The 22719-nt window shown below is 42.1% G+C and carries 18 protein-coding genes and 7 pseudogenes; 5 read left to right on the top strand and 20 right to left on the bottom strand.

All coding sequences use genetic code 11. The annotated features are described in order from the left end of the window. The first annotated feature begins 256 nt into the window (after positions 1-256). Positions 257-2344: pseudogene (locus tag RGF10_RS01755) on the top strand (transglycosylase domain-containing protein). 161 nt (positions 2345-2505) lie between these two features. Here the strand turns inward: RGF10_RS01755 and RGF10_RS01750 are convergent. Together RGF10_RS01750 and RGF10_RS01745 are read right to left on the bottom strand one after the other, a co-directional pair. Next, on the bottom strand, positions 2506-3015 hold the full coding sequence (locus RGF10_RS01750; RefSeq protein ID WP_318506741.1) for a YwhD family protein: 510 nt from the start codon (positions 3013-3015) through the stop codon (positions 2506-2508). 64 nt (positions 3016-3079) lie between these two features. Then, positions 3080-3766: a site-2 protease family protein gene (locus tag RGF10_RS01745; RefSeq protein ID WP_318506740.1), complete on the bottom strand. Its 687-nt coding sequence runs from the start codon at positions 3764-3766 to the stop codon at positions 3080-3082. Between the two features lie 187 nt (positions 3767-3953). Between RGF10_RS01745 and RGF10_RS01740 the strand changes: the two genes are divergently transcribed. Further along, positions 3954-4139 carry a 2-hydroxymuconate tautomerase gene (locus RGF10_RS01740; protein WP_318506738.1) on the top strand — a complete coding sequence of 62 codons (186 nt, stop codon included), beginning with the start codon at positions 3954-3956 and terminating at the stop codon, positions 4137-4139. A gap of 59 nt (positions 4140-4198) precedes the next feature. Here the strand turns inward: RGF10_RS01740 and RGF10_RS01735 are convergent. The 3 genes and pseudogenes from RGF10_RS01735 to RGF10_RS01720 form a co-directional block, all read right to left on the bottom strand. Next, a pseudogene (locus RGF10_RS01735) lies at positions 4199-4704 on the bottom strand (YwgA family protein). Between the two features lie 345 nt (positions 4705-5049). Then, positions 5050-6349, bottom strand: a pseudogene (locus RGF10_RS01725) (HD domain-containing protein). Between the two features lie 170 nt (positions 6350-6519). Further along, a complete protein-coding gene (locus tag RGF10_RS01720) occupies positions 6520-6741 on the bottom strand; it encodes a YuzB family protein (RefSeq protein ID WP_318506737.1) in 222 nt (73 codons plus the stop codon). 286 nt (positions 6742-7027) lie between these two features. On the opposite strand from RGF10_RS01720, the gene RGF10_RS01715 reads away from it, so the two are divergent. Next, positions 7028-7834: an RsfA family transcriptional regulator gene (locus tag RGF10_RS01715; RefSeq protein WP_318506736.1), complete on the top strand. Its 807-nt coding sequence runs from the start codon at positions 7028-7030 to the stop codon at positions 7832-7834. A 403-nt stretch (positions 7835-8237) separates the two neighbouring features. On the opposite strand, the pseudogene RGF10_RS01710 reads toward RGF10_RS01715, so the two are convergent. Together RGF10_RS01710 and pta are read right to left on the bottom strand one after the other, a co-directional pair. Further along, positions 8238-9072 (bottom strand): annotated as a pseudogene (locus RGF10_RS01710) (biotin/lipoate A/B protein ligase family protein). A gap of 450 nt (positions 9073-9522) precedes the next feature. Beyond that, a pseudogene (gene pta, locus RGF10_RS01705) lies at positions 9523-10501 on the bottom strand (phosphate acetyltransferase). A 287-nt stretch (positions 10502-10788) separates the two neighbouring features. Between pta and hemQ the strand changes: the two are divergent. Further along, on the top strand, positions 10789-11535 hold the full coding sequence (hemQ, locus tag RGF10_RS01700) for a hydrogen peroxide-dependent heme synthase (protein WP_318506734.1): 747 nt from the start codon (positions 10789-10791) through the stop codon (positions 11533-11535). A gap of 39 nt (positions 11536-11574) precedes the next feature. On the opposite strand, the gene RGF10_RS01695 is transcribed toward hemQ, so the two are convergent. Both RGF10_RS01695 and RGF10_RS01690 read right to left on the bottom strand, forming a co-directional pair. Beyond that, positions 11575-12438, bottom strand: coding sequence for an aldo/keto reductase (locus tag RGF10_RS01695; protein WP_318509295.1), 864 nt, complete (start codon positions 12436-12438; stop codon positions 11575-11577). 133 nt (positions 12439-12571) lie between these two features. Further along, positions 12572-13216 carry a bifunctional 4-hydroxy-2-oxoglutarate aldolase/2-dehydro-3-deoxy-phosphogluconate aldolase gene (locus RGF10_RS01690; RefSeq protein ID WP_318506732.1) on the bottom strand — a complete coding sequence of 215 codons (645 nt, stop codon included), beginning with the start codon at positions 13214-13216 and terminating at the stop codon, positions 12572-12574. Between the two features lie 152 nt (positions 13217-13368). Between RGF10_RS01690 and RGF10_RS01685 the strand changes: the two genes are divergently transcribed. Beyond that, positions 13369-14133: an IclR family transcriptional regulator gene (locus tag RGF10_RS01685; RefSeq protein ID WP_318506730.1), complete on the top strand. Its 765-nt coding sequence runs from the start codon at positions 13369-13371 to the stop codon at positions 14131-14133. 123 nt (positions 14134-14256) lie between these two features. Here the strand turns inward: RGF10_RS01685 and RGF10_RS01680 are convergent, their stop codons facing one another. The 11 genes and pseudogenes from RGF10_RS01680 to RGF10_RS01630 form a co-directional block, all read right to left on the bottom strand. Continuing rightward, entirely contained in the window at positions 14257-14577 is a 321-nt protein-coding gene (locus RGF10_RS01680) for a carbohydrate kinase family protein (RefSeq protein ID WP_318509293.1), read from the bottom strand. 23 nt (positions 14578-14600) lie between these two features. Next, entirely contained in the window at positions 14601-15206 is a 606-nt protein-coding gene (locus tag RGF10_RS01675; protein WP_318506728.1) for a sugar kinase, read from the bottom strand. A gap of 62 nt (positions 15207-15268) precedes the next feature. Then, positions 15269-16262, bottom strand: a pseudogene (gene kdgT / locus RGF10_RS01670) (2-keto-3-deoxygluconate transporter). Between the two features lie 219 nt (positions 16263-16481). Continuing rightward, positions 16482-16931, bottom strand: a complete 450-nt coding sequence (locus tag RGF10_RS01665; RefSeq protein ID WP_318506726.1) for a NanQ anomerase/TabA/YiaL family protein — start codon at positions 16929-16931, stop codon at positions 16482-16484. 22 nt (positions 16932-16953) lie between these two features. Next, positions 16954-17730 (bottom strand): 2-dehydro-3-deoxy-D-gluconate 5-dehydrogenase KduD, encoded by a 777-nt coding sequence (kduD, locus tag RGF10_RS01660; protein WP_318506722.1) that lies wholly within the window; start codon positions 17728-17730, stop codon positions 16954-16956. A 260-nt stretch (positions 17731-17990) separates the two neighbouring features. Continuing rightward, on the bottom strand, positions 17991-18821 hold the full coding sequence (gene kduI, locus RGF10_RS01655) for a 5-dehydro-4-deoxy-D-glucuronate isomerase (protein ID WP_318506719.1): 831 nt from the start codon (positions 18819-18821) through the stop codon (positions 17991-17993). Positions 18822-19175: 354 nt separating this feature from the next. Beyond that, positions 19176-20193: pseudogene (locus RGF10_RS01650) on the bottom strand (ThiF family adenylyltransferase). Further along, positions 20190-20963: a thiazole synthase gene (locus tag RGF10_RS01645; protein WP_318506716.1), complete on the bottom strand. Its 774-nt coding sequence runs from the start codon at positions 20961-20963 to the stop codon at positions 20190-20192. Before RGF10_RS01645 ends, RGF10_RS01650 begins: the two are co-directional and overlap by 4 nt. Beyond that, positions 20960-21187: a sulfur carrier protein ThiS gene (gene thiS / locus RGF10_RS01640; RefSeq protein WP_318506714.1), complete on the bottom strand. Its 228-nt coding sequence runs from the start codon at positions 21185-21187 to the stop codon at positions 20960-20962. The genes RGF10_RS01645 and thiS overlap by 4 nt, the downstream gene beginning before the upstream one ends. 17 nt (positions 21188-21204) lie before the next feature. Further along, positions 21205-22314, bottom strand: coding sequence for a glycine oxidase ThiO (gene thiO, locus RGF10_RS01635; protein ID WP_318506711.1), 1110 nt, complete (start codon positions 22312-22314; stop codon positions 21205-21207). Further along, complete coding sequence (locus RGF10_RS01630) at positions 22298-22711, bottom strand: thiamine phosphate synthase (RefSeq protein WP_318506710.1); 414 nt, start codon at positions 22709-22711, stop codon at positions 22298-22300. Before RGF10_RS01630 ends, thiO begins: the two co-directional genes overlap by 17 nt. Between the last annotated feature and the right edge of the window lie 8 nt (positions 22712-22719).

The raw sequence follows: 22719 nt of genomic DNA, 5'->3' as shown, positions 1-22719 counted from the left end.
TGTTAATATTGATTTTTAACTAAAATTTTCCTACCGTAGTTTTATAAAAAAGTCTGTATTAAAGAACGGTGTTGATTTTTACACTCTGGTGATTGGAGCGGAAGGTGCGAGACTCCTGCGGGAGAAGGTGTCAGGGGAGACCCCACAGGCGCAAAGCGCCGAGGAGGCTCCCAGGACTCCCCGCGGAAAGGGAGTACCTGCAGCGGAAATCACAGACAAAATTAACACAGCCATAAAAAAAGAGAGGTGACTTCAAATGGAGCTTATGACAGACCAGCGATTTCGAAAAACAATCAAATATTTGAGAGCCCTTTTCATAATTAGTTTGTTAGGCACCATCGTAACGTTGCTTCTATTCTTATGTGTATTAGGCTATGCCAAAGTCCTTGGAGCACCGCCACTCGTTGTCCCGCAATCGACACTTTACTATGCTGATGACGGCTCTGTTATTGGTGAAAGCAATTCCAGGACAAAAGCGTTACTGGCTCCCGCTTGATGAGATTTCACCAGCATTTGTTGATGCAATAATTTCAATTGAAGATAAAAATTTCTACAATCATCATGGCTTTGACTATAAACGAATTGCCGGAGCGGCACTTGCTGACATACGAGCGATGTCGATGGTTCAAGGCGCCAGTACGATCACCCAACAGTATTCGCGGAATTTATATTTGGACCATGGCAAGACGTGGAGCAGAAAATTAAATGAAGCGTTCTATTCGATTCGCCTTGAAATGAGCTATTCGAAGGATGAAATATTAGAAGGATACTTAAACACGATTTATTTTGGCAATGGAGCTTACGGAGTTCAAGCTGCAAGCCAGTATTATTTTGGCAAAGACGCTTCTGATTTATCCCTTGCCGAGGCATCTATGCTAGCCGGCGTTCCAAAGGGTCCGGGTGTCTATTCACCGCTTGTTTCACTGGAAAATGCGAAACAGCGTCAAGGCTTGATTCTTGATTCAATGGCAGCCAACCATCTGATTGAAAAAAAGGAAGCAGAGGCCGCGAAAAATGAGAAGCTTCACTTTGTTGGCAAGCATCAGCACACAAAAACGGGAATTGCTCCTTATTTTCAAGATACGGTTCGGCAGGCATTAAAATCCGTATTAAATTTAGATGACCGGACAATCGAGCTTGGTGGATTAAAAATCTACACGACGCTTAATCTGAAACAGCAGAAAGTAGCCGAGAAAACAGTTCACGATTTAATTTCGGCTGAGTCAGATATTCAAACAGGGCTTGTAGCAATGGACCCGCGCAATGGACATGTCAAAGCAATGGTCGGAGGTCGCGATTATGAAAAAAGCCCATTTAATCGCGCTGTTCAAGCGGTTCGCCAGCCTGGTTCAACGATTAAGCCACTTGTCTATTATGCGGCGTTGGAGCATGGCTTTACGCCGTCAACGACGATGAAAAGTGAGCAGACGACATTCCGCTTTGAGAACAATCAGCCGGAATATACACCGCATAATTTTAACAACCAGTATGCTGATAAAGAGATTACGATGGCCCAAGCTCTTGCCTTATCAGATAATGTATATGCCGTCAAAACTCATTTATTTTTAGGAGAAGCGACGCTCACAGAAACAGCAAAGCGGTTTGGCATTTCCTCGCCGATTGAAGAAGTACCGTCTGCAGCGCTTGGTACATCAGGGGTCCGAATGATCGAAATGGCGAATGCCTATAGCTTATTAGCAAATGGCGGGAAACAGGTTGATCCAGTCTTTATTGAAAAGGTAGTCGACCAGCATGGTCATATCATATATGAAAACGAAAAAGAGGAGGAGCAGGTGCTTGAGCCTGAGCTCGCCTATGTGATGACTCATATGATGACAGGCATGTTTGATAAAAAATTAAACGGCTATGCCCGTGTAACAGGGAGTACAGTTGCCAATAAAATGACACGTACCTACGCTGGAAAATCCGGAACAACCGAATCGGATAGCTGGATGGTCGGTTACACACCACAGCTTGTTTCCGCTGTTTGGACTGGCTATGATAAAGGGAAGCCAATTGAATTAACCGTCGAAAAATCGTATGCAAAAAATATATGGATTCAGTTTATGGAGTCTGCCTTGAAGGATGCGCCCGTGAAGAAATTCAAAGCACCTAAAGGAGTTGTTGGGGTGAAGATTGACCCCAGAACGGCTTATTAGCAACAAAGGATTGCCCCGTCAAACGGATGACGTATTTTAAAGCAGGGACGGAGCCGACTGACTATTGTACGGACCATATTGAAAATCCGAAGAAGAAGTCGAAGCATAACCAATCTCCTGTTGAAGCACCTGAGGAAAATGGCGGAAAAGACACTCCTTGGTATAAGAAACTGTTAGGCTCGTAGGCTTTAGGGCTTTAGGTATTTAGCCATCATACCTTTTCCCCAACAAAAAACCCAGGATAAAATCCGGGGTTTTTCGTGTCCTAGCTTCATTTCTCGTAACGTTCGTCACTATTTTACAATTTTTATCCAAAACTGGCAAGATATTTGTTCAAAAAAAATTCTTATTTAGCCAGACCATCTTTTAGTTGCTGGGAAGAGTTTTCCCACATTGCTTGATTATGATTTTGCAAAAATGTTGCTAGTATTTCCTTTGATTTGGCATCCATGTGATCGACGATGATATGGCGCTTTAATGACTTATCCATACGATTCACATGCTCCGGCAATGATTTATAGCCGCGGCGAATTGTGCGGTCCACTGTCATTTCACATGCTGTTACACCTGCATAATACGGTCCTTCCTGTTTGCGGTCAATCGTGACCCAAACGAGCCAATACGGCTTGCCATTTGGCACCTCATCCTTATTCGGTAGGAATTTAATTCCCTTTTCAACGACACTGCGAGCATGCATCGCGCCGACATCGACCTGAGCTTCACCAGCGTCAACATCGATGATGACAGGCGAAATATTATCAAGGCTGAGCGTGCCCGCGCCATAACCACCATGTCCTTCGGTTGGATCGTTTTTAATAATATTAAAGCCGATTGGCTTCTTTTTCTTTTCTTCCATCCCTTTTACCCCCTTAAACTTATGCATTGTAAATATTGCTTGCTCCAATCATCCTCGTCTTGAACTATGAAAACAATCCTGAAAAGAAGTCATTTAATCCGTTTGCGAAAAACGGGATCACAATGTTCATGATTGGGTAAATCGTATATTGGTAAAGCGGTGTTACCACCAGGATTAAAAAAATAAGCACCCCGTATGATTCATATTGTGTTAAGCGAGGACGAATATGGTTCGGAACGACATCCTCGATAATTCGGTAACCATCCAAAGGCGGAAACGGCAGCAGATTGAATACAAACAAGACCATGTTTAATTGAATAAAAATATTAAAGAAATCCATGAGACCCAGTTGCATATTCTCAGCTATACCAAATGCGAGCATGCTGTACCAAGCCAAATAAGCCAAAACAGCAAGCAGCAAATTACTGAGCGGACCCGCAACGGAAACCAATATTCCTGCTAAACGCGGGTTTTTAAAGAAAAAGCGATTCACGGGAACGGGTCGAGCCCAGCCGAACCCTGCGAAAAAAATAAGAATCGTGCCAACCGGATCTAAATGCTTGAGAGGATTCAGCGTTAATCTCCCCTGATTTTTCGCAGTTGAATCACCAAATTTATAAGCAACAAGCGCATGCGCAAATTCATGCACGGAAAAAGCGATGATTAGTGTAACGATAACATAGGGAAATTCCTCTAGCCGATACTGTAAAAAACGTGCTAATTGGTCCAAGCTCTCAACTCCTTCTTCCATACAGCTTTCCTGTTCAGATAGTTTGAGTATACATGAAATGGTACTGATTGTGAAAAATGTTGGTTAGACTCTTGCTTAATGACTGAAAATATGAAAAACTACATACGATAAAGTAACATATCCAAGCTAGGTGACGTTACTTCCAGGCCAAACTGCACGGGACTTCAAAACAAAGGAGAGAGTACAAATGCCATACGTAACAGTGAAAATGTTAGAAGGTCGTACTGAAGAACAAAAAAAGGCATTAGTTGAAAAGGTGACAGCAGCTGTAAGCGAAACAGTAAATGCACCAAAGGAAAACATCGTTGTTTTTATCGAAGAAATGTCTAAAAATCATTATGCTGTTGCAGGTACACGCTTAAGCGATAAGTAAAACAGCTAAAGTTTAAGCTCTCGCTCACACATTATTTTATATGACAAAAGCTAAGCATCCTAGTGCTTAGCTTTTTCTGTCAGTGCGTCAATGTAGGCATAGGCTTCATCCACTTCTTCAATGGTATAACGCTGTTTGCTTTTTAACGTAAAAACCTTCTCTTGGACCTCTTCTTTAGGAAGGTTATTAAAATATAAAACCGTTGAAACAAGCTCCAAAAATCTAGCATTTTGCTCGTTCATATCGCCAAGACAGTCAGGCAAAGCTGGCATATCCACTTCATTTAAACTTAAAAACTCTTTTCCGGAATCGGTGAGCTGGTAGCGGTATTGATAGTAGCCGCCCTTTTTCTCCTTGATTTCATTGAGAAAGCCCATATTGCAAAGCTCTTCGACACGTAATGTTAATTCCTCAGAGTATGGACCATAAAAATGGAACTGAAACCGTTCTTGAAATGGAAACGAGATTTTTTTCGCGATATAGATCATCTTTTGCAATTTTTTCCGTCCGATAATTTCCCGGAAACGGAAATAGCATGGATTATTTTGGCATGGTCTTTTAACAAAACAAGTCAGCTCCTATTGTTCTTAATGGAGGGTTTATTTTCTTGCACACCAAAGGTTGATTTCCGCTCCAGGTGCTCGCTTTCCGCGGGGCGGGCGCTGAGCCTGTCTAGCTACAGCGGCTAGGGGCTTGGGGTCATAAGCCAATCCGTCAAGAAGGTCAAAGAACAACCTTCATGCCGGCTCGTCTTATGCCTGTCGCCCCTGGGCAAGCCGCTTCCGCTTTTCCTACTCCTCGGCGCTTTTGCGCCTGTGGGGTCTCACCTTTCCCGCTGCTCCCGCAGGAGTCGAGCACCTTCCGCTCCTATCAACTTTGTATATAAAATCAATCGAGACAAATCATACTTTTACTGTGCTAGCAATTCGCGGATTTGCTTTTTTATGTTTTTCTTGGTGGTGAGATCATCGAGTAAATCAGCTGGATAGTAGAGTTTGTGGTCCGTTCTTCTTTTTCCAGAAATCGCATCGACAATCTCTGATTCACGTGATAGCTCGCGAAGTTCACCGTTTTTCATCAGAAGGTGGATCGGCAAGCGCTCCTCTTCTTCCCCTGGCCGATAAAAATCATAAGGCAAATCGGACGAAGAATCAACGACCAAATAATAGTCAGGATCGAGGCCTGCTTTCTTAAACAGATCCGATAGCGCAGAGAGCTTCTTATATTCCTTGGCTGGGTCAAACTCAACATATTTAAATAAATTACGATTCATGAAACGGCGTGCCAAATCACTGAGAATCGTATCCTCCTCATCCTGCCATAGTTGGAAATAGAACAGAATGACTGATTCATCTAATTTTAAGTAGTCTTCTAACGTTACTTGATTATGAAAAAATGAAATAAAGTGGACCGGTTCATGGCGGAAGCTGTAATGATTTTCATAGAGCTCCTTAGCCCAGGTGCAGGATTTTCGTTAAAATCACTTCTGCGCTGCGGGTGACAGGGTGGAAATACACTTGCCAGTACATTTGGTAACGGCTCATAATATAATCTTCAACAGCATGCATCCCGCTATGCTTAATCACCACTTGATCCTCACGCGGGCGCATGACGCGCAAAATCCGCTCCATATCAAAATGGCCATAGCTTACCCCTGTAAAATAAGCATCCCGCTGCAGATAATCCATCCGATCCGCATCAATTTGACTAGAAATTAAACTAATAACAAGCTTACTAGAATACGTTTTGGCAATAACCTCGGCGACCTTCGTTGGAAAATCAGGACTAACCCGTTTCAATACTTGATTCACTTCCGTATTGCCTAAAATAATTGCCTGAGTAAATTCCTCATGGTCAAAATCAAACACCTTTTCAAACGAATGAGAGAAGGGACCATGCCCTAAGTCATGCAACAGGGCTGCACATAAGGACAGCAAGCGTTCCTTTTCATCCCACTCCGGACGTCCCTCAAATACATTATCAATTATTCTGCGAATGATTTCATAAACGCCAAGAGAGTGGTTAAATCGGCTATGCTCGGCACCATGGAAGGTTAAATACGTGGTTCCAAGCTGTTTGATTCTTCGTAATCGTTGAAATTCCTTCGTGCCAATCAAATCCCAAATCGCTCTGTCCCGAACGTGAACGTAGCGGTGAACGGGATCCTTAAATACCTTTTCCTCATTTAATTTCTCCGCACCATACTCCATTGTTGACCCCTTTTCGTAAATAACTTCCTTTTATTATAGTCGTTTTTTTCCAGCAATTCATTAAAGATTCAGTGACAAATTTTTAGTAAAAATAAAAATCACCTTAGATTTCCATCGAAGGTGAAGTGCATGTTATTCGAAACGATTGTTGGTGCCTTGGTTTCGATTTTTTATTTTAACTTTTTCTCGATTTTCTCGATTAAGTCATCTTCTGTTATTGCAGCTAGCGGACGATTATTAACAAATGCGAATGATTTTTTGCGGCAGGGACCACAGTACGACTGACAGCCGACTTCAATTTTCGCTTCTGGGTCAAGTTGCTTCAAGCGTGGTATTAACGTTTTTATATTCACTGCCTGACAATCGTCGCAAACTCGAAATTCGTTTGCCATTTAGGACAACCCTTTCTTCATTCAAAAATTATTTAAATCGATTACTATATCGATTGTATTATTTTTCCCATGCAATGAGCAAATTCAAATGTATTTTACAGTTTCTTTTATGCTAATGCAAGTCGAAGTCCTTTCTAGTTTATTGGTCACTTATTAAAACCAATATATAAATATATGCAAAAATCTACTATCCTTTCATTCCTTTTGTATAGAACTTGAAAAAAAAGGGAATCATATAATTATCATCTTAAAATTTTATTTTATTATTATGTTTGGAGTTGAGAATATGAAGATACGTCAAGATGCATGGACGGATGAAAATGATTTGTTACTCGCAGAAACAGTGCTAAGGCATGTTAGAGAGGGAAGTACCCAGCTCAATGCCTTTGAGGAGGTTGGCGATAAGCTTAATCGCACCTCGGCTGCATGTGGCTTCCGCTGGAATGCAGTTGTCCGCCATCAATACGAAAAAGCATTAGATTTAGCAAAAAAACAACGAAAACAGCGTCAAAGAGTTCTTGGTAAGGATCAAAGTGGCAAGAAGAAGCTGCTATACACACCACCAGCCGTACAGGTTAGTGATTTCGAGCCACAAATCATTCATTCCAGTGGAATCGAAGAATTTGCCAATGAGATGGAACTAGAGTTTGCCAATTTAGAGAAAGCAGCCCTAAATGGTTCTTTCGATACTGACCAAGCTGGACAAACTAGTAGTGATGAGAGCTTAGACATTGAAACACCAGAAAAAAGGATCCCTGTTGCAACGCCGGTTCCACAAGCAAGAACACTCACAATGGATATGGTCATCGCTTATTTACAAAGCTTAAATCATTCAAATTATCAGGTTGATATATTAAAAAGTGAGAATGAAAGATTAAAGCGTGAAATCTCTGATTTAAGAAAACAAAATCAAGAGCTTAATGGTAAGATCAATCATCTAGAACAAGATACAGAAACTATTCAAGAAGACTATGAAACCTTGATGAAAATTATGAACAGAGCTCGCAAGCTCGTCCTATTCGAGGAAGAAGACCGCCCGCAAACCACCTTCAAAATGGACCGAAACGGAAACCTCGAAAAACTCGCGGAATAAACGAAAAGCGGAAGGCGCCGTTCAGCGGCGTATGGACTGGAGCACATCGACTGAGATAAAGGAAACACGAAGAGCGAGAGCGATTCGATGTTGACTTATCGTAGGGAGATGGGCGAAGTCCACTAGACGCTGGCGCCTGCAGCTAGACAACTAGAAAAGCGGAAGCGGCTTGCTCAGAGGCGACAGGCATAAGACGAGCCCGGACGGAAGGTCGTTCTTTGACCTTCTGGCCAGATTGGCTTATGACCCCGAGCCTCTAGCCGCTGGAGCTAGACAAGTAGAAAAGCGGAAGGCGCTTGCTCAAGGGAGATAGGTTACAAGGCAACGCATCTATTAAACGAAGTCGCTTCCAGGTGGAGGCGACTTCAGCAATTTTGGGGTTCTTGAGGTCAGACCCCCATAACTAGCCCTCCCCGAGCATTTTCTCGTTGCGCTCGACCACTCGCTTATAATACTCAGAAAACGGTGGGATTTCATCCTCGCTCAGCTGACCAGAGTATATTTCTCCACCTGTTTCTTTTAATGCTTTTAAAAATCGGACCATTACATCCGAGACCGTTAGTTCTTCGCCGAATAATTCAGTTAGGGATGCCATTACGTTCGGATTGACATTTGGATAAGTGAACTTAGTTGGCTCCTCCTGTTTTGCTTTTTCATAAAAGTTCTTAATGAGCTCTGCACGCTTGGCTCCGCTTCCTGATACACAGACGTATATTTGAACAGCGACGCCATTACGTAGGCGACGCTGCGAAATTCCCGCAAATTTCTTCCCACTAATACTCAAATCAAAGCTTCCTGGGCAATAAGACTCCGTAATCTCCCTGGCCTCAATCTCGTGCGACGGAAAATCAGCAAACATTTTCTTGATTAAGAGCCACATTGTTTCATAGCCTCGATTGATATCGATTCCCTTTTCAGCTTCAGGGAAAACAAGCGTCAGGTTCAGGACACCTTCATCGAGTACAACGGCTAAGCCGCCTGAATTCCAGGACAATATAATGATAGTTTTGGTCTTCTAAATATTGTAGTCCTTCTGCAAGGTGAGGGAGCTTCGTATCTTGTATTCCAAGCACGACCGTTTGATGGTGAACCCATGCTCTTGCCGTCGCAGGCGACTTTCCGGCTCCGACCGAGGCACACAATGTATCATCCATCGCAAACGACTGTAATGCATCAAATTGCGGACCTAATCCGGACTGATCAATGATTCGCCACTGGGGCTGGTTCAATAGTTGCATGTTTTGGCTCCTTTTTTTGTGGTTATTATACCACAGATAAGGTGGGGGCTTAAAAATATGGGGTGAGTGGAGCGTTAATCGGCAAACATGGAGATTCTGCACTGGCCAAGAAAGATTTATCGGCCCTATTTGGGGATTTATCGGCCCTAATTTCATTTTATCGACCTTATTTCATAGTTTATCGACCTTATTTTTGATCTTACCGGCCAAAGTGGATAATGTCATACCCTAGAATCTAGTCCGTCCCAATTTTACCCGGTCGCCTTTCTGATTTTACCAGGTCGCATTTGGAAATTTATCGGTCGCTTCGAACTTTTTATCGGTCGCATTTCCAATTTTATCGGTCAATGTGGATAATGTCACTCACCCAATCATTCGCTGCACAATAGCTTCCCCTCAACACCCACCCAACAAAAAAGAACCAGTCCGAAAACTGGTTCCTCTCATTACTTATTGATCTAACGCTTGTCCTGCTGTAATCAACGCGAGCTTGTAAACATCCTCTTCGTTACAGCCGCGAGATAGGTCATTAACTGGGCGATTTAATCCTTGTAAAATTGGACCAACTGCCTCAAAGTTACCTAAACGCTGCGCAATTTTATAGCCGATATTTCCTGCTTCTAGGCTAGGGAACACGAATACATTCGCATCACCTTGAAGCACAGAGCCTGGAGCCTTTGCCTTCGCAACTGACGGAACAAACGCTGCGTCAAATTGGAATTCACCGTCAATAACTAATTGAGGTGCACGCTCTTTAGCCACTACAAGCGCGTTCGCAACCTTTTCTGTTTCCAGGTGATTTTGCAGAGCCCTTAGTTGAGAAACTTAACATCGCTACACGTGGCTCGATATCAAACATCTCAGCTGTTTTCGCACTTTCAATCGCAATTTCAGCTAAATCATTGCTATCTGGTGCGATGTTAATCGCGCAATCAGCAAATACGTATTTCTCATCTTCACGAACCATGATGAATACGCCAGACGTTTTTGAAACGCCCTGTTTTGTTTTAATGATTTGAAGTGCTGGGCGAACTGTGTCAGCTGTAGAGTGGATTGCACCACTTACTAGGCCAACAGCTTTGTTCGTATGTACAAGCATTGTACCGAAGTAGTTTTCATCCAGTAAAATTTTGCGAGCATCTTCTTCGGTTGCTTTGCCTTTACGGCGTTCAACGAAGGACGCAACTAATGCATCCATATCTGCGTAATTTTTTGGATCATAAATTTCGCAAGCTTCTAATGAAACATTAAGTTCAGCTGCTTTTGCTTGAATTTGCTCAATATCACCAACTAAAACAGGTGTTAACACCTTTTCAGCGCCCAATCGGCCTGCAGCCTTCAAAATTCGTTCGTCAAGACCTTCTGGAAACACAATCTTCAGGTCACGGCCTGAGACTTTTGCTTTTAAATCAGTAAATAAATCTGCCATTAAAAATTACCCTCCTAGAAAAACTCTCTATTTAAGAATACTCTTCCCAATTCTAAATTCAATATGCTACCGTTTACTTTAAAAAAGTTGTTTTATTCACAACGTTTTTAATTGTAAGAATAATAAAAACAACCCATTTTCCATCCTTCTCCAATTCCAAATTCACCCTTCAACTGACAAACTGTGACATTTTCCACAATCAATAGTGTTTATTCGTATGTGTCCGGGCTAAACTGTGATATAGTATTGTTGAGAAAATTTAGAAACGCTTTAGGAGTGAATAAATAATGAGTGAAGCAGCACAAACTCTTGATGGTTGGTATTGTTTGCATGATTTCCGTACGGTTGATTGGACAACCTGGAAAATGTTATCAAGTGATGAGCGCCAAACTGCGATTCATGAATTTTTAGCGCTTGTTGAAAAATGGAATACGACTCAGGCTAACAAAGAAGGCAGCCATGCTCTTTATACGATTGTTGGGCAAAAGGCGGATTTCATGATGATGATTTTACGTCCAACAATGGAAGAGTTAAATGAAATTGAAACCGAATTCAATAAAACAAAATTGGCGGAATACACAATTCCAGCACATTCTTATGTATCGGTGGTCGAATTGAGCAATTATTTACCTGCTGATGAGGATCCATACCAAAACCCACAGGTTCTTGCACGACTATATCCGATTTTACCTAAAAATAAATACGTTTGTTTCTATCCAATGGATAAACGCCGCCAAGGCAATGATAACTGGTACATGCTACCGATGGAGGACCGCCGCAGCATGATGCGCAGCCACGGTATGATTGGCCGTAAATATGCAGGCAAAGTTAAACAAATCATCACTGGCTCTGTTGGTTTCGATGATTACGAGTGGGGCGTAACCTTGTTCGCTGACGATGTCCTTCAATTTAAAAAGCTCGTATATGAAATGCGTTTTGATGAAGTGAGCGCACGTTATGGAGAATTTGGTGCATTCTTCGTCGGAAATATTTTAGAAGATGATGCAGTAGGCAAATTTCTTCACGTAAATTAATAGCTCGAGCCCATAAATAATGCAAAGGAGGCTGCAACCCTAAATGGATTGCAGCCTTCTTGCAATTAAAAGCCAAGGCTCATTGTGTTCCGGATGAGAGCCTGCGCGGCTGTCTTGATTTAATCCGTCGATTCTTTCCATGTCCTCCGCAGATAATTCAAAATCGAACACTTTTGCGTTATCAATAATGCGTGATTCTTTAATAGACTTTGGAATGGTTACGACCCCATGTTGTAGATCCCAGCGCAGAATAATTTGAACAACAGATTTTTGATATTTTTCAGCAAGCTCTTCAAGAAGCGGCTCGTTTAGGAGCTGTCCTTGTTTTAATGGCGACCAAGCTTCCATTTGGATTCCCTCTTTTTTACAAAATGCTAGCAGATCTTTTTGTGTCAAATGAGGATGGAACTCAACTTGGTTAACCATCGGCTTAATCTCTGCTTCACTCAATAAATCTTCTAAATGATGAACAAGGAAATTACTTACGCCAATTGCTCGCACTCGGCCATCCTTGTATAGCTTTTCAAATGCTTTCCATGTCTCTTTGTATTTCTCCTTACCAGGCCAATGAATTAAATAGAGGTCCAAATAATCTAGACCTAGCTTGTTAAGACTTTTTTCGAAAGCCGCTAGAGTGGATTCATATCCTTGATCGGCATTCCAAAGCTTCGTTGTAATAAATAATTCTTCACGGGGAACGCCAGATTCTCTTATAGCCTGACCGACACCTTCTTCATTATGATAAAAAGCTGCCGTATCGATGCTCTTATATCCATTTCTTATTGCGGCTGCAACAGATTGGACAACCTCCTGACCATCGGCAACCTTAAATACTCCTAATCCTAGCCACGGCATTTTCACACCGTTGTGTAATGTAGTTGTATCTTTTAAACTAGTTGGTATCATGTTAATCCTCCTATTTTTGAGATATGCCGCTTCACAACAGGGCCATTCTTCTGAAGACTATTTGAGTTAAACTTATGCTATTGCTGCTGCAAAGATGGCAGTAAAGGCATTGTTCTGAATACTATTTGAGTTAAGCTCTGGCCTCTTGAACCTTTGAAATATACTGTTTTGCATATTCAGTAATTTTGTCATAATCACCTGTTTTCGCTGGAGCAACTAAGTTTCCACCTACACCGACAGCCACACAGCCATTTTTGATCCATTGACCGATATTATCTAAATCGACTCCACCAGTTGGCATGATGTTCACCTGTGGAAGTGGTGCTTTCACACCCTTCACAAAGTCTGGACCAAATGCGCTACCAGGGAATAGCTTAACGATGTCGACTCCCGCTTCTAATGCCCGTTTCATTTCTGTGATTGTCATACAGCCAGGCATGTAGGGAATTCCATATAGGTTACACAGCTTTGCTGTCTCCTCATCAAATGCAGGACTCACAACGAATTGCGCACCTGCTAGAATAGCAATTCTTGCTGTTGCTGCATCGAGTACTGTACCTGCCCCAATTACGACGTCATCAGTCTGTGCGTAAAAGGTTGCTAGCTCTTTAATCACTTCATCGGCACCTTGAACAGTGAATGTAACTTCTATTCCTTTAATGCCGCCTTTTACACATGCATCAGATATCGCAACAGCTTCTTTTTTTGAATCTGCCCTTACTACGGCTACTACACCACATTCTGCAATTTTTGATAAAATTTTTATTTTTTTCATATTGACCTCCACTTTTCAATTAACTGTACCTTTTATTGACAATTCTATACTTGATTTTACAAAAGATTTAACATACCGTTATACTATAGAACGGCGTTTTAAAATTGGCTCTACTATCATAAAATAACTAAAACAAAAGAGGTAGAATACGAATGTCTAATGTTCAATCACTCGAACGAGCCCTAACTATATTAAATAAACTTTCTGAATATCCAGATGGCATTCAGATTTCACGCCTTGCTGAGCAGGTTGGATTAACAAAAGGTACGATTCATAGATTATTAGCTACTTTAGCGAACATGAATTATGTTGTGAAAGATGAAGAAACAGATAAGTATAAACTCGGTTTACAAGTCCTCTTCCTTTCAAGAAATCTGTTAAATAACTCGAATATCGTAAATATAGCAAAACCATACTTAGAAAAACTAAGTCAAGAAGTTAATGAGACCGTGCATTTATGCATCGAGGACAACGGAGAAGTTATCTACATTGATAAAATCGAAAGCAATCAAACCATCCGCATGTATTCCCGCATAGGTAGCCGTGCACCTATGTATTGCACTGCAGTAGGAAAAGTCTTACTTTCAGGTAAGAATCCAGACGATTTTAATGAAATGGTTTCAAAAATAGACTTCATTCCGAAGACTCCTACAACGATCACTTCTAAAGAAGATTTTATTAATGAAATTGAAAAGGTAAAAGTACAAGGTTTTGCCCTAGACAATTCCGAGAATGAAGCTGCATTAAGATGCATTGCCTCTCCAATCTATGATCATACCGGTAAAATCATCGCAAGCTTCAGTATTTCGGGACCAAGCAATCGCGTAACAATGGACCTGATTGACGACAAACTGATTGAAAAAGGAAAAGAGTATAGTATAGCCATCTCAAGGAATCTAGGCTACACTGGTTCTTGATAATAGAAGGTATTCTCTAATTAGAGAATACCTTTTTTATTTTTTTGCTTTGTTAAATTTGTCTGTTGATTTCCGTTCCAATCAACAGGGTTCTTTAACACAGACACTTCCTAATATCAGTTGTTACTGGTTCACTAGTTTGCCCTGCATGTATTCTTCTAAACCGCTTTTATCAGGCAGGCCATCATTATCTCCCGGTGACATTACGGCTAGTGCTCCAATCGCAGCGCCTCGCTTTACAGCCTCTTCCAATGGTAGACCTTCAAGAATCCCACTGATTACTCCAACAGCAAATCCATCACCAGCCCCAACCGTGTCTACAACTCGCTCAACAGGGAAACCCTCGGTGTAGAATTGCATACCTTCCGAGCTTGTGAAGGCACCTTTGGCTCCGAGCTTAATCACTACGGTTTTCACTCCTGATGAATGATAGTAGTCAGCAATTTCACTTGCCTCTTGTTTCCCCGTTAACAGCCTTCCTTCCTCGATCCCGGAAGAACAATGTCAGCACGACTCGCAAGATCATTAATTACTCTAACCATCTCCTGCTTGTCAGCCCACAAGCCTGGACGCAAGTTAGGATCATAAGAAATTAAAACACCTCTAGCGCGGGCTTCTTCCATTAGTTTGTAGACCATCTCACGACAGCTAGCTGACAATGCAGGTGGAATCCCAGTCAAATGTATATGGTCAAAACCATCCCAGTTCAAATCTGCAATTGTATCCAAACCCATATGGGAAGCAGCTGAATTCTTACGGGCTGAAAATACTTCTGGATCGCCACTAACTACTTTTTGCTTCCACATCATGCCTGTTAAATAGTTGGACTCATATGTTAAAAAGGTTGTATCAATATTATTTTGCTGAAGAAATTTTTCAATATATTTTCCAAATGGATCCGCCCCAAGTTGGGTAATATACGTAACTTGATGTCCTAAACGCGACATCCCGATTGAGAAGTTAACCTCTGCCCCGGCTACATAACGGTCAAAACGTTCGATTTCTTCTAATGAACCTTCTCGATCCGCTACAAATAGTGCCATCGGTTCTCCCACAGTCATGATTCTACTCATATCGATCCTCCTATTAATAGAAAGAGAGACATACCATGCATATGTCTCTCTTGTTTTAATTATCAAGCAGTGGCTTCTTCCTCAGTTTTCACAAGAGAATCTCCGTTTTTCTTTTTCATATATTGAGACCAATAAGCTGTCAAAATCGGTACTAATATAGCTGTTACAATAACACATGCAGCTACTAAAGCTGTCGCGCTTTGAGCAACAGAAAGAAATTCTGGTTTCATTTCTGCAATAATCATTGGATTCGCAACCGCAGCACCAGCTGTACTTGATGCAGCCAGCCCAGCAGTACCATTCCCTTTACCGATATATTTATCAGCAAGCATTAATGGAATTCCTGTAACGATAATAACTAGAACTCCTAGTAAAACTCCAGCTAGACCTGTTTTCGCAATAACTGCTAGATCAATTGAGTTACCTAAAGCAAAACCAAAGAACGGAATCATTGTGTGTGTTGCTTTACTGAAGAATGCACGTAAATCAGTGTCTAAGTTCCCAAGGATAAATCCAACTAAGAAAGGTAAGACCGCACCAACAAAAGCTTGTGGGTGGAAAGCTGCTAAGCCTGTAGAGCCCAGAATAAGCATTGTAACAAGTGGACCAGATTCAAGTGACATTAGGACAAATGCCCCTGCTTCTTCTTTTGAACCGTATTGTTGCATGATTGATGCATATAAACCGCCATTTGTCATATCCATTGCTGAAATTAATGCTAGAACGGAGAATCCAGCAAAGAAGCCTGTTTGGATTCCGTTTTCTGGCATAAACTGAGATGCAATTAGGGCAACTCCCCATGCAACAGCAATCTTTGTTAAAACAAGTGTTCCTGACTTTCTTAATACTGTACCTGTCGCTTTAATATTGATGCCAGCACCCATACAGAAAAACCATACTGCTAAAATTGGAACTGTACCAGTCATCAATCCGTTTGTAAATGATCCGAAATACTCTCCAGGATGTTGGAGCAAATGTATGGATAATCGCTCCTAGGAATAGGGGAACTAGCATAAGGCCACCAGGGATCTTTTCAATGGTCTTCATAATTTTCATATTGTCTACCTTACCTTTCGATTTAAAATGGGTAAATTTAAAATTTTTCATGGTAGATTGATCATCATTTTCATTCTGTGCGTATGCGTTTACTGGTAATTTTTGCGAATACAAGCGTTTTCATTTCTTGCATCTTCTAACTCATTTTCGACCCTTTGTTTCGCTTCTTCTTTTTTTCCAATGTTCCCCCCAGTTTCTGGGGATTCCCTCATTGGTTTCTTAAGCTTTAACTTTTAACACTACTTTTCTTACATTTTGCTTTTTGCTGGCAATAACTCCAGCCATATGAGAATCTTCAGGGAAACAGATCATAACATCTCCTGGATTCATGGTGATTACAGTGCTTACATCACCTGTCAAAAAAATGGCATCTTTTTCTTCGTTGTATTCTTCCTTCACCTTTTGATGTTGTATATGATCGACCGCGATATTTTCTTTACCTTCAAGAATAAAGTGAAAATCTAGATATTTTCGGTGAGCTTCCCAATAGCATTCACCAGCTTCCTTTGTTTCATATTCATTTAGGAAAAAGAATAATTCCGAATCTAATTCATGACGTCCAGCAGGATACTTTGAAAAATCAACGTCTTTCAACAATTGTAGCTTTGCGTGCAATTCTTCCGTAAAAACTTGACTGTCTAGTAGGTCTACTAATCTACCAACGATCATTGGAACCAGCCCTTCCTTGGCATTAACGAGCTAACCAGCCACCGTCAACTGCTAGTATATGTCCATTCATATAATCAGAAGCTTTACTAGATAGGAATACAACAACACCCATCAAGTCAGAAGGATCTGCCCATCTTCCTGCAGGAATACGGGAAAGAATCTCCGCATTACGTTGCTCATCTGCACGAATTGGAGCCGTATTTGCAGTCGCAATATATCCTGGTGCAATCGCATTAATCTGGATATTATGGATTCCTAATTCATTTGCAAATGCCTTTGTAATTCCAGCTACACCATGCTTACTTGCAGTGTATGGAGGAATAAATTTTCCACCTTGGAATGATAGCATTGAACCAATATTGATGATTTTTCCACTTTCTTGCTTTGCCATTACTTTGGCAACCTCTTGGCTAAGGAAGTATACAGCGTTTAGGTTAATATCCATTACTGCGTCCCAGTCTTCTGCTTTATATTCAAGTAATGGAGTACGACGAATTGTTCCGGCGTTGTTGACAAGGATATCAATTTTTCCGTAAACACTTAGACACTCATCAACAATACTCTTAATATTTTCTCTTACTGTTAAGTCAGCTTGGAAGAAATGAACCTTTCTGCCTGCTTCTTCAATCAATTCTCTCGTTTCATCCCAAACAGTATCATGAGAGACGATGAATAAATCAGCACCAGCCTTTGCAAGGGCAACAGCGTAACCCTGTCCAAGACCAGTATTCCCTCCTGTCACTATGGCAACCTTGTTTGTTAGTTTGAAATAATCTAGGTTAAAATCTTGTAAACTCATTTGCTAGCACCTCATTATGTTATTTTTTGTAAGTTTGCTTTGTTAAATTTGTCTGTTGATTTCCGCTCCAGGCACTCGCTTTCCGCGGGCAGTCCGGGAGCCTCCTCGGCGCCTTAGCGCCTGTGGGGTCTCCCGTGAACTGCTGCTCCCGCAGGAGTCTCGCGCCTTCCGCTCCAAACAACAGAGTGCTTAAAAATCAAAAACGTTCTTTAACACAGCTTTTAAGCTAAAAATTATTTCTTTCGAGCTTTGACCGTTTGTTATCTTAAAACATCCATTGGGGCAGCATCCATGTCAGTGTAAGTTTTGTTTTCCCCTGCCATTGCCCAAATAAAAGTATAATTGCTTGTTGCGCTGCCACAGTGGATCGACCATGGTGGAGAAATGACAGCTTGTTCGTTTTTCATCACAAGATGTCGAGTTTCTGTTGGCTCACCCATAAAATGGAACATTCTCGCATTTTCATCTAAGTCGATATAAAGATAGACTTCAGATCTGCGGTTGTGTGTATGTGTTGGCATTGAGTTCCATACACTTCCTGTATTTAGTTGAGTCATGCCCATTACAACCTGACAGCTTTGAATTCCTTCAAGATGAATCATCCGACGAATCACACGATCGTTTGCATTTTCCAATGAACCTAAACGATCTCCCTCGATATCCTTAAAGGCAACATGTTGGGTCGGATACTCTTTATGAGCCAGCGCAGAGTACAAATAGTATTTAGCTGGGTTTTCAGCTGACTCGCTTGCGAAAAGTAATTCCTTTTTTCCTAACCCGATATACAAGCAATCCTTGTTGTCCATGACATATTGCTCGCCATCTACTGTAATGACCCCTGTTCCGCCAACGTTAAAGATTCCAACTTCTCTTCGTTCTAAGAAGTAATCTGCTTTTATTTCATCGTAGCCTTTTAATGAGATGACCTCTTCTGTTGGAGTAATGCCACCGATAATCGTACGGTCCTCCATGGTATAGGTTAATTTGATTTCATTTGGTACGAACAGCTCTTCAACAAGGTAGTGCTTGCGAAGTTCGTCTGTTGTAAAAGTTTTGGCATGATCAGGATGTGTTGAATATCTTATTTCCATAATCTACAACTCCTTTATATCTATTGTTTACATTTCTGTTTTTGTTTCACATCGTGGAACGGTGTTTCATAATTTAATTATAGCGGTTACATATAATTATTGCTAGTTAATTTTTATAAAAAAATAATGACAACTTTATGGAGCCAAAAAAGGGTAGTATTACCATAATGATTTGTTTAATTAGTCTGTTGATTTCCGCTCCAGGTGTTCCCTTTCCGCAGGGGAGTCTCGCACCTTCCGCTCCAATCAACTGATGCACAAAAATCAACAAAGTTCTTTAATATTGCCTTTTTAAGAAAACAAAAGAGCAGTGGAATTAAATTCTCACTGCTCTTTTGCTGGTTAGTTTATCCATCAGCTTATTATTTTATTATAAATCGCTCGAGCTCGAATTGGGTCGTTGGTACCGTGAACGATCGCCCGACCATCGCGGAAGAAGACGATTCGATGACCTTCAAAGGTGAATGCTAGCAGATAAGGATTGGTGACAACCTCACGAGCAACACCCGCAATGCTCTCTGCTAAACTGTCTAAAGCCATTTCTTGTACTTGCTGCTTAGCACCCAGGTCGCAGCTGAACGGCATCTCGGCCACAGAGAACATCAGTCTTCTGTTGGTTATCAAATGATAGATACGGGAAATTCGCATCTAGACTACAGGTTGGACAATTTTTATTTTTTAAGGCTCCAATTTTGATTTGTGAGCTTTCGCCCTTCCAAATATCGAACGACTGTAACACCGGGCTAAAATCGGCACCGGTGACAAGCCGAAACACATGTGTCACTTGGTAAGAGGCGACGAGCTGGACGATTGGGCTGATTACCCCAACCGTGTCACATGTCATCCCTTGGGCTGGCAAATGATCCATTAGGCAATGGAGGCACGGAGTTCTTCCTGGGATAATCGGGAAGGTAAGCCCGTAGCTTGCAACACACGCCCCAAACACAAACGGGATTTCGTATTTGATCGCGGCATCATTGACGATTAACCTTGTTTCAAAATTATCTGTTCCATCGACTATCACCGATATACCCCTGCAAAACTCTTCGATGTTTTGAGCATTCACATCCGCTACGATAGCTTCAATCTCAATCTCACTATTTATCTCTTGCAATCGATTTTTCGCGGCAATTGCCTTTGGTAATTTTTCAGCAGCATCCTTTTCTGTATACAATTGCTGCCTCTGCAAATTGCTCCGCTCCACATAATCACGGTCAACGATCGTGAGCTGTCCGACTCCGGCTCGCGCGAGCATTTCGGAGCTCGCTGAACCGAGTGCGCCAGCACCAATCACCAATACATGAGCCTGTTGCAATTTCTCTTGACCGGTTCCACCTATAAATAATGCTTGCTTTTTATAGCGGTCGCTCAAGATGTCACCATCCCAGACAAAGGGCTGCTCGCAACTCCATAATTTTTTCCAGGAATACGGCCTGCTTCAAAACCAAGACGGCCAGCCTCGATTGCAAGCTTCATCGCCAGCGCCATTTTCACAGGATCGTTTGCACCTGATACTGCTGTGTTTAACAGAACACCATCTGCACCAAGCTCCATCGCAAAGGCCGCATCCTTAGGTGAGCCAATTCCGGCATCGACAATCACGGGAACAGAGGACTGCTCAATGATGAATTGCAGATTGAGCGGATTCATAATGCCACGGCCAGAACCAATGGGTGAAGCCCCAGGCATAATCGCATGAACGCCAAGCTCCTCTAAGCGTCGCGCAAGGACTACGTCATCCGACGTATAAGGGAGGACGATGAAGCCCTCGGCCAAAAGCATTTCTGATGCTTTTAATGTTTCAACTGGGTCTGGCAAGAGCGACTTATCACAGCCAATGACCTCGACCTTGATCATGTCACACAGTCCTGATGCTTTTGCTAGTCTGGCGATTCGAACAGCTTCCTCCGCTGTTTTTGCCCCAGCCGTATTCGGTAATAGCTTATATTTCTGTAAATCTAGCATTTCGAGAAAATTAGGCTGCGAAGCTTCAAAAATATTCATTCTACGCACGGCAAAGGTCAGGATTTCTGCTTCTGATACCTCGACCGCTTCCTTCTGAATATCAAAGGATGGATATTTCCCTGTTCCTAGCAGCAATCTCGATTTAAACGTTTGGTTTCCAATTTTCAACATACTCAACCGCCTCCTACAAAATGGATGATTTCAATGACATCGCCCGCAACAACTGGGGTGATACGATAGTTTTCTTTTACAGCAATCTCTTTGTTTAACTCGACGACAACAATTCGATCTTCGAGCTGATAGAATGCTAGTAAATCCCAAACAGTCGTAACCTGTTCTGGCAGCTCGACAATCTTTCCATTTAACTGAACCTTTTTGATTAAATCCGTTTCATTCACCATTGAAGCCCATTCCCCCTTTATGCGTATACAGATTCGCTGCGTTCCAGCTTGAACGCCTCGACCCATTTTGGATTTACCTCTCGGCCTAGCAGTAAATCGCGGACCATCATTCCCGTAACCGGAGCAAGTAGGATACCGTTTCGAGAGTGACCTGTTGCAAAAATCAAGCCGTCATGGTCTGGATGCTTGCCGATAAATGGCAACGTATCAAAGGTCTGCGGACGCAATCCTGCCCAAAAATCATGCAAGCGCATATCGGTCACACCCGGCAGCATCAATTTAGCCTTGGTGATAAGCGCCTCAATTCCACCAATCGTACATTGCTCACTCCAGTCATTTGCTACCATTGTTGCCCCAATCACAAACGTGCCATCACGACGCGGTACAATATAGCTGCCATTATGAAAAATCGTCGCTTTAAGCGCCAGCTGATCACTCTTAACTGAGATAATCTCCCCCTTGATTGGGTAAAGCTGATGATCAAATCCAGCCTGCTTAAAGAATGGGCTGCTCCATACACCACTAGCGACGACGACATACTGTGTATGAAACTTTCCTCTTGTTGTGCTAATCTCGTAACCGGTGCCACAACGCTCGATCCCCTCGACCTTCGTATACTCATAGATTGAACCACCCAGAACTTGAACACTACGGCAAAATCCGCGCGCAACTGAATTAGGAATCAAATTAACATCATCCTGAATGTAGGCGGCCCCGATAATCGTTTCACTGACCTCTGGTATTGCTTTATGTACTTCGGCAGCATCAACCCAATCCACCGTTGGCAGTGAAAGAGCCCCACTGAGCGCTTGTTTTTCCAATTGAGAATAGGCTAATTTATAAATTCCGCCTTCTTTTACCTCAAAATCAAGCCCACAAAGCTCGTGAACCTCTTTCTCTAGACTTGCATAGGCCAGTTGGCTTTCTCGGGCAAACGGGTAGAAGAGCTCAAGATCATCCGCTTCAGAGTGAGCGCCAAGCATTCCGGCTGCTGCTCCGGTCGCCTTTCTGCCAATCCGATCAGCTTCAAATACAGCTACATCCATATTTTCCTTGGCAAGATGGTAGGCGATGGACGCTCCAATAATGCCACCACCAATTACCGCTACATCAAAACTTGTTTTCATCGCTAACTCTCCTTACTTTTTCAAATAAATGTCGTGCAGTATCGGCTGGAGCAATGCTTGAAAAAATGCCAGACATCATCGCCACACCCGCTGCACCTGCTTTCTGCATTAGCCCAACCCGCTCTGGTGTAATCCCGCCAATTCCATAAACCGGAATACAAAGCTTCTTGACCATCTCCTCCAGTAACGTTAAGCCATTGGCTGGTTTACCACGCTTACAATTCGTTTCAAAGCAGTGACCATAAACAACGTAATCTGCACCATCGATTTCTGCCTGTTTCGCTTCTTCAAACGAATGAACAGATCGTCCGACGGTTAAAAGTGGATACATATTTTTAACGAGCGCCACTGGAAGCCCATGACCTGGGAGCTGGACGTTTGGAATGTTAAACAGCAACGCCAAAT

Origin of the sequence: Bacillus sp. T3 (genome assembly GCF_033449965.1) — a bacterium.
Taxonomy (GTDB): domain Bacteria; phylum Bacillota; class Bacilli; order Bacillales; family Cytobacillaceae; genus Bacillus_BU.
This window is presented reverse-complemented; position numbering and strand designations above follow the sequence as displayed.

Bases quoted from the DNA above. Each gene is read 5' to 3' on its own strand.
- RGF10_RS01750 (WP_318506741.1), bottom strand. From the start codon at position 3,015: ATGGAAGAAAAGAAAAAGAAGCCAATCGGCTTTAATATTATTAAAAAC.
- RGF10_RS01745 (WP_318506740.1), bottom strand. From the start codon at position 3,766: ATGGAAGAAGGAGTTGAGAGCTTGGACCAATTAGCACGTTTTTTACAG.
- RGF10_RS01740 (WP_318506738.1), top strand. From the start codon at position 3,954: ATGCCATACGTAACAGTGAAAATGTTAGAAGGTCGTACTGAAGAACAA.
- RGF10_RS01720 (WP_318506737.1), bottom strand. From the start codon at position 6,741: ATGGCAAACGAATTTCGAGTTTGCGACGATTGTCAGGCAGTGAATATA.
- RGF10_RS01715 (WP_318506736.1), top strand. From the start codon at position 7,028: ATGAAGATACGTCAAGATGCATGGACGGATGAAAATGATTTGTTACTC.
- hemQ (WP_318506734.1), top strand. From the start codon at position 10,789: ATGAGTGAAGCAGCACAAACTCTTGATGGTTGGTATTGTTTGCATGAT.
- RGF10_RS01690 (WP_318506732.1), bottom strand. From the start codon at position 13,216: ATGAAAAAAATAAAAATTTTATCAAAAATTGCAGAATGTGGTGTAGTA.
- RGF10_RS01685 (WP_318506730.1), top strand. From the start codon at position 13,369: ATGTCTAATGTTCAATCACTCGAACGAGCCCTAACTATATTAAATAAA.
- RGF10_RS01675 (WP_318506728.1), bottom strand. From the start codon at position 15,206: ATGAGTAGAATCATGACTGTGGGAGAACCGATGGCACTATTTGTAGCG.
- RGF10_RS01665 (WP_318506726.1), bottom strand. From the start codon at position 16,931: ATGATCGTTGGTAGATTAGTAGACCTACTAGACAGTCAAGTTTTTACG.
- kduD (WP_318506722.1), bottom strand. From the start codon at position 17,730: ATGAGTTTACAAGATTTTAACCTAGATTATTTCAAACTAACAAACAAG.
- kduI (WP_318506719.1), bottom strand. From the start codon at position 18,821: ATGGAAATAAGATATTCAACACATCCTGATCATGCCAAAACTTTTACA.
- thiS (WP_318506714.1), bottom strand. From the start codon at position 21,187: ATGGTGAATGAAACGGATTTAATCAAAAAGGTTCAGTTAAATGGAAAG.
- thiO (WP_318506711.1), bottom strand. From the start codon at position 22,314: ATGAAAACAAGTTTTGATGTAGCGGTAATTGGTGGTGGCATTATTGGA.